Source organism: Methylobacterium sp. R2-1, assembly GCF_014191355.1.
GTDB lineage: Bacteria > Pseudomonadota > Alphaproteobacteria > Rhizobiales > Beijerinckiaceae > Methylobacterium.
Genome location: NZ_JACHWM010000034.1, coordinates 1 through 11,115, shown reverse-complemented (window position 1 = coordinate 11,115; position 11,115 = coordinate 1). Strand labels below are relative to the sequence as shown.

Annotated in this window: 9 protein-coding genes and 1 pseudogene; 4 read left to right on the top strand and 6 right to left on the bottom strand. The window is 59.1% G+C overall.

What is annotated here, in order from left to right:
* Positions 1 to 789 precede the first annotated feature (789 nt).
* Entirely contained in the window at positions 790 to 1,764 is a 975-nt protein-coding gene (locus tag FHU13_RS27025; protein ID WP_183438911.1) for a Hint domain-containing protein, read from the top strand.
* Positions 1,765 to 2,512: 748 nt separating this feature from the next.
* Here FHU13_RS27025 and FHU13_RS28145 read toward each other — a convergent pair.
* Positions 2,513 to 3,541, bottom strand: a complete 1,029-nt coding sequence (locus tag FHU13_RS28145) for a helix-turn-helix domain-containing protein (RefSeq protein ID WP_246714916.1) — start codon at positions 3,539 to 3,541, stop codon at positions 2,513 to 2,515.
* Between FHU13_RS28145 and FHU13_RS27015 the strand changes: the two genes are divergently transcribed.
* Together FHU13_RS27015 and FHU13_RS27010 are read left to right on the top strand one after the other, a co-directional pair.
* Positions 3,534 to 3,764 (top strand): hypothetical protein, encoded by a 231-nt coding sequence (locus FHU13_RS27015; RefSeq protein WP_183438910.1) that lies wholly within the window; start codon positions 3,534 to 3,536, stop codon positions 3,762 to 3,764. The two genes, FHU13_RS28145 and FHU13_RS27015, sit on opposite strands and share 8 nt — an antisense overlap.
* Positions 3,761 to 4,135, top strand: coding sequence for a hypothetical protein (locus FHU13_RS27010; protein WP_183438909.1), 375 nt, complete (start codon positions 3,761 to 3,763; stop codon positions 4,133 to 4,135). The genes FHU13_RS27015 and FHU13_RS27010 overlap by 4 nt, the downstream gene beginning before the upstream one ends.
* 487 nt (positions 4,136 to 4,622) lie before the next feature.
* On the opposite strand, the gene FHU13_RS27005 is transcribed toward FHU13_RS27010, so the two are convergent.
* From FHU13_RS27005 to FHU13_RS26995, 3 genes and pseudogenes are all read right to left on the bottom strand, one after another.
* The gene (locus FHU13_RS27005; RefSeq protein ID WP_183438908.1) at positions 4,623 to 4,781 is read right to left on the bottom strand and encodes a hypothetical protein; all 159 of its coding nucleotides are present in this window, start codon (positions 4,779 to 4,781) and stop codon (positions 4,623 to 4,625) included.
* Between the two features lie 429 nt (positions 4,782 to 5,210).
* A pseudogene (locus FHU13_RS27000) lies at positions 5,211 to 5,605 on the bottom strand (hypothetical protein).
* Between the two features lie 615 nt (positions 5,606 to 6,220).
* Positions 6,221 to 6,940 carry an ABC transporter permease gene (locus FHU13_RS26995; RefSeq protein WP_183438907.1) on the bottom strand — a complete coding sequence of 240 codons (720 nt, stop codon included), beginning with the start codon at positions 6,938 to 6,940 and terminating at the stop codon, positions 6,221 to 6,223.
* A gap of 583 nt (positions 6,941 to 7,523) precedes the next feature.
* Between FHU13_RS26995 and FHU13_RS26990 the strand changes: the two genes are divergently transcribed.
* Positions 7,524 to 8,498, top strand: coding sequence for an FkbM family methyltransferase (locus FHU13_RS26990; RefSeq protein WP_183438906.1), 975 nt, complete (start codon positions 7,524 to 7,526; stop codon positions 8,496 to 8,498).
* A gap of 386 nt (positions 8,499 to 8,884) precedes the next feature.
* Here FHU13_RS26990 and FHU13_RS26985 read toward each other — a convergent pair whose 3' ends face one another.
* Complete coding sequence (locus FHU13_RS26985; protein WP_183438905.1) at positions 8,885 to 9,943, bottom strand: glycosyltransferase family 61 protein; 1,059 nt, start codon at positions 9,941 to 9,943, stop codon at positions 8,885 to 8,887.
* Complete coding sequence (locus FHU13_RS26980) at positions 9,918 to 10,583, bottom strand: class I SAM-dependent methyltransferase (protein WP_183438904.1); 666 nt, start codon at positions 10,581 to 10,583, stop codon at positions 9,918 to 9,920. Before FHU13_RS26980 ends, FHU13_RS26985 begins: the two co-directional genes overlap by 26 nt.
* Positions 10,584 to 11,115 lie beyond the last annotated feature (532 nt).

Below are 11,115 nucleotides of genomic sequence, written 5' to 3'. Positions count from 1 at the left end.
TGCTGCGCGAGACCCGGCAGGAGCGGCAGGGGCCGTCAAAGCGAGGCGGCTGATCCCCACTATCCCACTCGTCCACAGACCGCCCCGGGGCTTCGACCTCGGGGCTTTTTTCGTGGCTGGAGCCGATCCACGAGGCACCTGAGGAGGCGATGTGGACGCCCGGAGTGGAACGCGGGGCGCCATGAAAGCGAACGGTACGATTTCGGACTGCCGCTGAACAAGGGTCGTCTGACCCTGTTCCTTCGCTGACGACCCTCTGTCGTTTCCTCCCTAGACTCACCCCGCCCGGCTCAGCAGCGGGGGCTTTCGTATGTGGCCCAGTCGGACATCGGCCGGTTGATCGGGCGGACGCGGCCTGACATCAGCGACTGGTGAGCACGGGCGAACTCTGTAGCGGCGGGACGCCGGGTTGATCACCGTTCGCTATTGCCGATAATTTTGCCCTATGTCGCACACCGTGGCGCCGTACTCGTGCGTTCGCCTCAACAGATTCATTGACCAGGGAATACGATCTCACACGAGCAAGTTGCAAACTCATCTACAATCAGAACCTCAAAATATCATTATCCAAAAATTCAGGTGTACATCTCCTCACATGAAACGGTCGCTGCGGCGACACACTCCGAACCAAATCAACCGTATTTTGATCATCGGCCGAAATTTAGCCCTCATATGTTGTTTGATCGCTGCCGACATTAGAGAAGCCTTTCTAGGCCGACCGCACGAAGCCGTGCCTCGTGCCCACCAAATGATGTGAGAGAAACGCGCTAACGGAAAGTGGAGGCAGCCATGGCACTTCCGATCGTTTTTAATAATCAGACCTACGACACTAATTTCTTGTCTCAAGACAATGATGGCGTTCAGAGTAACGTTTTCGAAAACGACGACAACAATCCGCAGCCGTACATCCTCAATGGAACCGTCAACGCTGTCGGAGATCCCGTTACCTTCACTGCCAGCGGCGGTGGTGATCAGTTCACGGCATACGCAACAAATTTAGACAACCCAAATCAAATTGTTTTCTCGCAAAATAGCAACGGAACTGGCTTCGCCATCCTCGTTTCGAACACACCCGTTGTTGAGGGGGAAACGGAGGCGTTCTCCGAAAACAACCTTGGTGATTTCACTCCTGTCTGCTTTACGACTGGAACGAAGATCCGCACGGCCCGTGGTGATATCGCCGTCGAAGACCTGAGGGCCGGCGACCTCGCCGTCACCGCCGCCGGTGCGCTGCGGCCCATCGTCTGGATCGGGCATCGCGAAATCACCGCCAAGAGCGGCTCGCTCGCCTTCAACCAGCAGCCGGTTCGCGTCCGGGCTGGTGCTTCCGGTCACGGACTGCCGTCGCGCGATCTCTTCCTCTCGCCCGGCCACCCGGTGCTGATCGGCGCGGAGGCCGACGGCGAGGGCGGCATGCTCGTGCCCGTCATGTGCCTCATCAACGGCACCACGATCACTCGTGAGCCGGTCGCCAGCGTCACCTACTGGCACGTGGAACTCGACAGCCACGACATCTTGCTCGCTGAAGGCCTGCCGGCAGAGAGCTACATCGATGGCGGTGATCGCGCCTTCTTCGCCGAAGGTTCGGACCATGCCCTGCACAACCCGGACTTCGTGGTTCCGGGCTGGAACGGGCGTTGCCGGCCGGTGGCCGTGGACGGTCCGCTGGTGGAAGCCGAGCGCGGGCGGCTCGACGCGGTGTTCGCTGGCTCTCTGACCGCACAGTGCGAGTGGAATGCGGACGACGTTTGGACTGCCGCGTAACGTAGTTGATCTCGGCGGTGGCGCTGAAGCCGCCGCCGAGAACTCTGGATCACCTGGGCTGCCGACGCGGGATATTTCGTGCGGTTTCGTACCGAGCCAGAACATCGCCGGCCCCGGCCGGTTGCCCGGCATGGACCATAGCGGTTCGTACCTGAGACTCCCCCGCCCGGCTCGGCCGCGGCGGGGTTTTTACGTGCATCAGCCCACATCGAGGTGCCCCGCGCGAAGTACCCCGGAAGATCCATGTGGGCTCTGGGTCGGCGGCCTGGATCGACCAAGCGCGTCGTCATACCAATCGGATGCTTGTCCCCCCGGATCGGCGCATTCCTCCCCCGCTCGGCTCAGCCGCGGCGGGTTTTTTCGTGCAAGCAAACCGCTTCAGAGGCGGTGGCGGGCGCCGTGTGTCGAGCGCAGATCGGATCCGCTGCGTTAGTGGCAAATGTCGACGCGCTGTGCTCACTACTACGACCTGCTGCCGCTCACAGTCGGTCCGACTACCGTCTGCTTTCAAGCCGCCACTCGACCCAGCTTTGGGCCTCATCGAGATCGGCGAAGGTGGGTGGGTCTGGATGATCGACGGGACCGAAGCCCGCCTCCAGAAACCACATCCCGGCCCTGTCTCCGTGAATCTCCGAGAGCCGAACCAGAACCGCTACGAGGAACCCATCCGAGAAGACGAGGTGGCTCTCTGTGTCTGAGCTACCCGTTGCAACTTGAACAGGCTGCAGGCGAAGGGTCATGCGGCCGCTCAGCGCTCCAGGTTCAGGTACGTTGGATCGAACTGAGCATTTCGCACGAGTTCATCCCAGGCTTCGATCACTAACGTGTGAGCGTGAAGCGTGATCAGGGCTCGGCCACGCATCTCCTGCAGCACACGATTGACGTGGACAGGCGTGAGTCCAAGGGCGTCACCAAGATCAAGCTGCGCGATCGGTAACCGACAGCGGTAGTTCTCGGCCAGCCCCATCGCTTGCAGCTTCAGGTACCCTCCGCAAAGGAGGGTTCCTGGATGCCGTGGTATCATTTCCATCAGAAAAACAGCGGCGGATCGTGGGACCGCGCGCCCGAGCGAGGCATCGGCCCCGATGTCTGGATTGAGGCTCGTGACGCGGACGATGCAAACCACCGCGCTGAGAGCGTGGGCATCTGTTTCGACAGGTGCGACAAGGGCCACGATTGCGATTGTTGCGGTGATCGATGGAGCCGCGCCTACGCCTAAAGCGGGAAGGACGACGGCGACGGCTTCGAGGGCATCGGCTCTGGATATTATGCCTCGGCCGAGGGCAAGCCTGTCTAACTGCATCCCCTCGCCGGCCCTTTCGTCTCCCTTACGCACGAAGACCCTCATGACCCGAGCGATGTCCTCCGGCTCGTAGAGCAGCGCACGCACGCACGCGACGAAGAGTTCGTGCGCCAGTGGATCGCCAAGAACGGTCTCCCCACCCCCTCTTCTACAGAAGGGGCCTGAGAGATGGACGACGGACTGAAACGCGCTTTCGCTGCCACCGCACGGACACGGGCGGATGCGAGCCTGACGCCGGAGATGCGCCGGTTTCTCGAATGCCTTGCGCCATTCACCGAGCCGCAGACGCACGGCAAGATCGGTTGTGTCGCCACTCGTGCGCAGGACCGCGCCCGGCAGGCGCGCAAGCGCTTCGGCTACGCGGAGTATGCTCGACGCGAGGACGGCAAGGGAGGCTGGCAGATCCTCCGGCTCGGTCGGCAGATGTTGGCCGCCCCCTCGGTCTCTCCCGTGAACGGGAGGGGGAATGAGCATTCGAGAACTCACCCTCATGGGCAAGGGCGATACCGGCACGCTGGACGTTGAAGTCGGCCATTGTGACATGGTCGTCTTCTACGGCGAGGTCACGGACAATCGGAAGTTCTCCGAGGTCGCCATCGACAGAACGCAGGCGAAGCAGATCATCGAACTGCTCACCGAGTACGTGGCTTCCCCCATCCCGCTTGCGGCAGGGGAGAATGCGGAGGGGGAAAGATGAAGGATGATCTTGGGCGCGTTCCTACGGAAACGGGCTTTCGTCCTTCGGATCGGGCCGCAAAGCGTCCCGCCCCTTCGGGTGTCAATCCCTCGCGCATCACGCCTGCGCTAGCCCTGGCCGCAGCGATCATGGAGTTCGAGCGCCGCTTGCCCGGCTGGTGGTGGTCGGTCGGATCATGCAGCGTCAGTCGCAACGCGAGTTGTGGCCCTGATCGCAATGGTCCTGACGCGCACCTGCTGCAACACCGCGAATTTGATGAGGGCTTCCACCACGATGGCGCGGGCGACGTAACCGACAGCTTGCGGCTCGTCATGGAATACGCACTGAAGCGACGCGCGGCCCTTCTGGAAAGGGCATCCCATGACCACTGACCCTCCCTGCCCTCGCCGGGACAAGTGGTTCCGGGGATGCAGGTTCGAGCCGCGGTATGACACCCCGCAAGAGGATCGCTACGGCCTTCGCGGCATGTGGCAATCCTACGAGGTGCACACGAACCCTGACGGCGAGACGTGCACGATCAAGGAGCCGCCAGCGCCGACGAAGCGGTACGTCAGAGACGTGTGCACCCGATGCGGCAAGGTGGTGGATCGGGGAGGTGCGAGATAAGCGATGCCGTCAAACGCTGGTATCGCGAGTTCCGCGAGGCGGAGAAGATCCGCCCGCACGTCGAGGCCGCGCTTGCTGCCAGCGATGCCAGTCTGAGAAAGGCGTTCGGCATGTTCCACACCTCGGCCTGCCGCCCGTCCCGGTTAGCCTCGCTCGGCTCCGTCTCCTGGGTGCCCGCCTGGTAGAGCTCCCACGCCTTCATCAGGTCCAGGCCTAACCCTTCGCAAATCCCTCCACTCCGCGCATTTCGGCCTAGGCCAGGCGCTTGTAGGTCTCCCACGCAATCATGGTGACCCAGTAGGTCATCCCAGCGTCGTGGTAGGGGGGCAACTTCCGCATCTCGGCGCGCCAGTCGTGTTCCAGCAGCCATGCGGTGCGCAGGGCCCCCCGGTCTCCTGCTTCGTCTCGCAATAGCCGCTGTCTGTCTTGCACGGCTTCGTCATGCCGACGAATTGCCGAACGCAGTTGATCGACCAACCCCAATGGGGCGGGGTCGCCTTAGTGTCGTCGCGCTGAACACGGCCGATGATCTCGCCGCGAACCGAGAGAGAGAAGTCGGGACTGGGCTCGAAGGTGTAGCGCCAGGACCCGGCGTCAGGGTCGGTCACGCCCTTAATCCGCGCGAAGGGCCCACCTCTACGGCGGCCAACGCGTCCAAAATCTGCTCCGCGATTGCGCGGGCGACATCGTGGGGAAGGTGGCCGGACGCGGGCGGGCGGCGCTGATCCCTCGGCGGACGCGACAGCACCTCTGCAACTACTTTGATCCGATCTTCTCGGCTCACCTGATGCGCCACGTCGCTATCCTCCCATCACCTTTACGACGCCGCGCTTCGGCGACTTAGACGTTCTGCGCCCGCGCGGCGAACTCCCGGATCGGGGCGCCGACCGGAGCGCTTGCCACGTTACGGTAGCCACTCACGTTGCCGAACAGGATCCGGTTCAGCTCGATGCCGATCGCCTTGTCGCCGCCCATGATCATCCTGCGCACCAATCCACTCGCAACGTGCCGTGCTTCGGATGAGCGCCAAAATGCGCGGTAACTGTCCAGTCCAGGCGCACAGCTTCCGCGCCGAAGCACTCGATGAAGTCGGTGCAGGCGTCGTGGATGTTGGCCCAGGCGGCGGTGCCGAGATACCGCCATGGCGAGGACGTTGGGCGGACTGTGCCGAAGGCCTCGCGCCACTCGGCTGCCTGGGGCGGAAGCGGATCGTGCGCGAGTTCGGGAAGGAGCATCACGGCTGCCGCTTGGTGGGCGGGGCCGACGGCATAGGGGCGCCGGATTGCTCCAGGCTTACCGACGAGCGGCCGACGCGCCTTCTGCGCCCGCGCCAGCAGGATCGCGGCCCGAACAGCTTTCCTCTTGCGGGACGGCGTTGGTATCTCGCCAGACAGCGTGGCTCGCGCGAATGTGTGCGCTTCCATAGCCTCGGCGATGTCGACTCGGCAGCCATTCGAGATCGACAGCACGCCCGCCGCCGGATTGGTGAGATACGCCTCGACTAGCGCGTTCACCTGCTCGTCGGCGACGGCATTGGCCTTGAAGAGTTCGCCGACGATGGAGAAGAAATCAGCCATCCGCCGAACTTATCCCGCGGCTCTCGCGAGGGCGAGGGAGCCAGTCACTGCGGGGGCGGTTTCCACGAGGACGGAAGCGCGGTGTTCTGCTGGTAAGAGGTCGGCCGGAGCGTGCCTCACTGCGGAATGCCGAGTGCCATGCGTGGCGCCGCGACGTTACTGTTGCGGAGGATGGTCGTGGACGTGTTCATGCGTTCCATGAGCTCAACCTTGTCGGCAAAGCGGCCGCGTGAGCATCGTCCATGCGCAGGCCGCCGCCTTGGCATGAGCAATTTATTGCTGCGCCCGCGCCACGTAGCGTTCCAACAGAAGCCCTGCAGTGAGGCTGCTGAAGATCCAGCCGAAGATGTATAGATAATCGACCTGAACCGGAATCGTCGGATCATATCCCAGCCTGACCCATTCGATGATTTGGGCAATTGGATTCCACTTCATGTAATAATAAATTTCTTCCGGCATGTAGCATGCCATGAAATAGACGCCACTCGTAAAATATATTGTAATTGTAACCAATACATAGCCAAGTACCCATCCAGGAAATACGGAGACAATGCCCACGTTTATTGTGCCTACGCCTATGCCGATTGCAATTGCAGCGAGATAGCCTGTGATGGCTGTAAATGTGTCGACAGGGACGGGATCGACACCGAAGCTCAACAAAACGACGCAGATTAGACAGAGACCCATGAAGCTGCTAACGATCTCGACGATAATGCGTGCCACAATGGTGTCGAAGCGCTTCACCTGCGGGAAGTAGGTTAGCGCTTTATGAACAATGTAGCCCTTCATCACCTCGCGAGAGATGTATTGAAACGCAAGGGCCGGCAGCGCACCGGTGGCGACGAAGAGCATTGTGCTATCGCCCATAGGCGATTTCATGCCGCGGAAGTGCATAGCTCCAACGAGGATGCCGAGGTGCACGCACGGCCAGAGCACTTGCACCAGATAGCCCCAGTAGTTGCCGCCGAAACGGCTGCGCATGTCGCGCAGCATTAGCGCGTTGATGACTCGCAGGTAGACGTCAACGTGGCTCGCCGGTTGCGGACGGATCGGAGGGAGTTGGACGTCGGCGGCTATGGAATCCGTCACGTAGGGCAGTAGCGAGCACAATTGTCCTTCAGAATAGCGACGAAAAGAGGGTGCTCCTCTCCCCTCGGCCTTACCTCATCCCCTCGGCCTTACCTCGCCGCCGCGAGCAAACGCTTCCGCAAAGCAGCCAATCAGTCATTATCGCCGAAGCCGGCAGCAGCTGCTTTATGCGCGCCTGCTCTTGGATCTCCCGTATGGCCACCTCGTCCAATCCGAGCCGCTGCACGCACAGGTGCAAACCGTCCACCTCGGGCAGCCAGCCTTTCGTCTCTTTCGCCAACAGCCAGTCATACCCTGGCCACGCTCCCTTCGCAGCGATCAGCGGGAAGCCTTGCATGGCACTCTGCCGTCGGCTCGCGCAACTCCGCCCGTCGCTCTCGATGCATTTCTCGTCCTCGACCGAGCCCGATCTGAAGCGCTTCCATCTCAGGCCTTGATCGCCGCTGCTCGGCGTGTACGTTCGCGGCCCGTCGTGGAGAGTATGGCCTTGACAGCAGCAACCAAAACCGCAGCGCTTAACGAGCTGAACCAGGCATCTCTAGCGGCTCGCCCGTGGAAGCAGCCGGGGTACCGCTACCGGCCAATGTCGCAGCATGCTCAAGAAGGGCACGATTTTCGAGCGTCACATCCGTTCTATGGATGGGCAGACGTGCGGGTTCACGATCTGTCGCTTACGATGTACTCGAACTCGGACGACGGCGTGGCGATGGTCTACCACGCCTTCGGCCCTGACAGCTATGAAGCGGCGAGCGTCGCGATTTGGCTCGAGATCGCACGTGTCTCTACCAAGGTTGCGGACGTAGGGGCGTTCACGGGCCTTTACGGCATGCTCGCTCAAATCGGGGTGCCGAGCGCGAAGGTCATCCAGGTCGAGCCCAACTCCGCGGTTCGAGCACGGCTTTCTATGAACTTGGTCGCCAACGATCTGTTCGGAAAGATCTCCGTGGTGCCCTATGCGGTGGCGAAAGAGATCGGGACGCTCGCCCTTCACATCGCTTGGGGTGAGAGCATTTTGGACACAGGCTCGTCGCTAATCGCGCCGAACGCGCCTGACTGGTTGCCGGTCCGGACGGAGATCGTGACAGCCGCCCCGTTAGATATGATCCTGCCGCAACATGATCTATCTGCGCCGGATCTGATGAAAATCGATGTCGAAGGGGTAGAGCACATTGCCTTAGCTGGGCTTCGCCAGACGCTGCATTCGCGGCCGACGCTTCTGCTGGAGGTACAGGGCCACGAGAAGTTCGTCGCCTGCCATGCCATTCTTGCGGCATATGGCTACCGCATCTATGCGATCGACGACGAGGCGCTGACGCTCATCCCATACGACGGGAGCGGTCCCCAGGAATGGTTCGCGCGCCACGTTGGTGCAAGGGTTCTGAACTATCTCTGCGTCACCCGCGACCAGCATTTCGCGCTGGCTGAACGCGGGATCGGTCGTATTCGTGCGATGATGGGGTGACCGTCGCCTTCAGTCCTCGCATGACTTGTCGCGCGGACCGCCTCGAAGCTACCCCGGTGCAGGCCGGATCGCCTGCAGCCGGCGGAGAGACAGTCAAGCAGCTGATCTGCTTACACCATCAATTCGTCCAGCTAGCACAAAGATAATCTTCCTGCCTCGTTATGGGTGTAAAAAGAAGCGGCGGGCAGTGCAGGACCGGCAGTATTCATTGATAAATAGGTAACTACAGGTGCCGCCTTGATTGGAAGTCCGACGATCAGCTGGCTTTGCAAATCCATTCTTTTCATGAAATGGAACGCCAGTGTTCTGCCGGTCTCAGATGACCTCGACAGTGCTCTTCTCTGAGGCGCTGCCAAAGTAGCTGTGTCGAGCCCGGCTATATAATATCAAGACCTTGAAATCTCGAAAAGCTTTTCCGCGACGGCCCTTGCCTCGGGCAGGTACCGTGCTGTTAGATATCCATCCTGTTGTGGCAGTACCTGCATAGCGGTCGGGTAGTAGTATTCAGCAGCATTTCGATTAAGCTTATCAATAATAGTATAATTCGAGTTAATCTGTTCTGTAACATTTAGGCAAGTTATATTTCTAGGGGAGCAGAAAATGCTTGTGTGTAGAAATGATCCAGCCGACGCGATTATGTTTTCGGCTCTTGACATCAATGATAACTGTTCTTCTAGGCTTAGTTCCTCGGGATAGACGATCCGCACACCTTTTTCGCGCATATATTCTTCAACTTCGATCTCGTTTGTTATAATACCGACGGCCGATCTGAGTCGAGTTTTTGAATAATATAAAGTCCCGATTCTTGCCGATGAATCTATATTTCTCAATAACCTGAAGCCGATATCGTGACAGAGGGACTTATATTTGGAATATCCTGAGCGTTGTTCTTCAAAACTGGTCTTTGGTACGACAACGTGCTTGATTTTTGTCGGGGCTACGAATTTAACGAAATCCTCGGGCGTCAGCCCCAGCATCGAAAGAATAGTCTTTACGTATGGAGTGGAGAAAATTTGCTCAATAGACATCGGTCCATGGTACAATATTTTGGTATTTGGCGTTTTTATCTTTGTGATGTTCCAGAACCTCGGAAGGGTGTTGACTAGGAAGTGTCCATAGTGAAAGTTAATGCGCCCAACATAAATATATGTTGTGTCAGACCGTTCTGCTACTGCCACATCGATCCGGCCTTCGCCTGGAAGACGTTGGTCTCCCGGTACGTGGAGTCCTTCACGGAAATCGATTGCCTCTAAGACGGGCCTGCCATCTGAGCTAAACAATCCCCAAATGCTGCCGTGGCTGTATGGCAGATAGACACAATCATCGACGACCCGGACTTGCGGGTCATCATCATGAATATCTGCTGTCCCCCATAGGAGCGTGCAGCGTTGCAATGAAATCATAAGATTGCTCAGTAAGTTAGTAGTTGACTCGCAAGTCTTCATTTCCGATCATCCTCATGTGCTTGTTGATGAGCGGCGCTTTTTCGAAGACAAGGATGCTGTCGTATGCGGTCATCGCGACCGTCTGGCGAGTGAACTTGCTGGGCGTAACCGTGCCGTCACGAACATGGTCCGCATTCAGGTCGTCGATGAGCCCCTTGAACCGCTCGATAATCGACCTCGGATCGCCGCGACCGCCGCCGTACTCTGGCCAGTACGCGGTGTGCATATCCTCGATCATGTACACGCCGTTAGAAGCTATCCGGTCGTATAAAAACTGGAAGCTTTCTGATACGTGCTGCATATGATGACTGCCATCATCTAGCACCGCATCTGGTACGCCAAACTCATTAATAATTGTCTGCAAAAACTGAGGATTTGATTGGTCGCCGATCCGCACAGCTACTTGCTCGTCCTCGTACTGACGGCACACCTCATTAATATCGATTGTTACAATGCGAGCCAGTGGCCCCAACCACCGCTTCCACATCTGCGATGATCCGCCGTTTCCCGCGCCGATTTCTAGAAAGGTGACTGGCTGGCCGACATACTTGCTGAAATGCCGCTCATATGCGAAAAAGTAGTGGCCTGATTTATGGATCGGCCGTCCAGTATTGTTGAGAAACAGTTCATAGAGCGACATCTGGTTTACCTATGCTCGTGTTGCTACGAGTTTTACGCTTAATTACTTTGTAGTGGTGGCCAAATGACACCGAGGGACACCCTCAGGAGTCCTACCAGAGCAGCGAGCCAATTGCCACCTGGGGAGCTTCCCGTAAGCGGTCGCGTTACATCGTTGACGAGGGTTCACCAGCGGCAGCGCATGCAGTTTGATGATCCCAGATTGCCTCTTGAAGGCTCGGCCGAGCTCCAGCTTTTAGCTGTCCGTGAACGAATGGCCTATCGCTTCCGAATGCGCAAAGTCGTCTTTAATCCGCGCTGCCCGTCCGTCTCAACGCTGGGCTTCTCCTTGCTCAACTCTGGCAGCGCACTGGCAAGTGGCTTTAAGAGGCGCTGCCTTGACTTCGCCGCGTTGAGCCGTCCTACGACCCATCGTGTGCAGGGGTAAGAGCTTGACCTACGGAGTTGGGATCGATGCGCATTCTGGTGACGGGTGGCTGCGGCTTCATCGGCTCGGCGCTCGTGCTGCATCTGGTGCAGGATCTCGGTCACGA

Excerpts from the sequence above, each read along its gene's own strand:
- FHU13_RS27025 (WP_183438911.1), top strand. The coding sequence starts at position 790 with ATGGCACTTCCGATCGTTTTTAATAATCAGACCTACGACACTAATTTC.
- FHU13_RS27015 (WP_183438910.1), top strand. The coding sequence starts at position 3,534 with ATGAGCATTCGAGAACTCACCCTCATGGGCAAGGGCGATACCGGCACG.
- FHU13_RS28145 (WP_246714916.1), bottom strand. The coding sequence starts at position 3,541 with ATGCTCATTCCCCCTCCCGTTCACGGGAGAGACCGAGGGGGCGGCCAA.
- FHU13_RS27010 (WP_183438909.1), top strand. The coding sequence starts at position 3,761 with ATGAAGGATGATCTTGGGCGCGTTCCTACGGAAACGGGCTTTCGTCCT.
- FHU13_RS26995 (WP_183438907.1), bottom strand. The coding sequence starts at position 6,940 with ATGCTGCGCGACATGCGCAGCCGTTTCGGCGGCAACTACTGGGGCTAT.
- FHU13_RS26985 (WP_183438905.1), bottom strand. The coding sequence starts at position 9,943 with ATGAAGACTTGCGAGTCAACTACTAACTTACTGAGCAATCTTATGATT.
- FHU13_RS26980 (WP_183438904.1), bottom strand. The coding sequence starts at position 10,583 with ATGTCGCTCTATGAACTGTTTCTCAACAATACTGGACGGCCGATCCAT.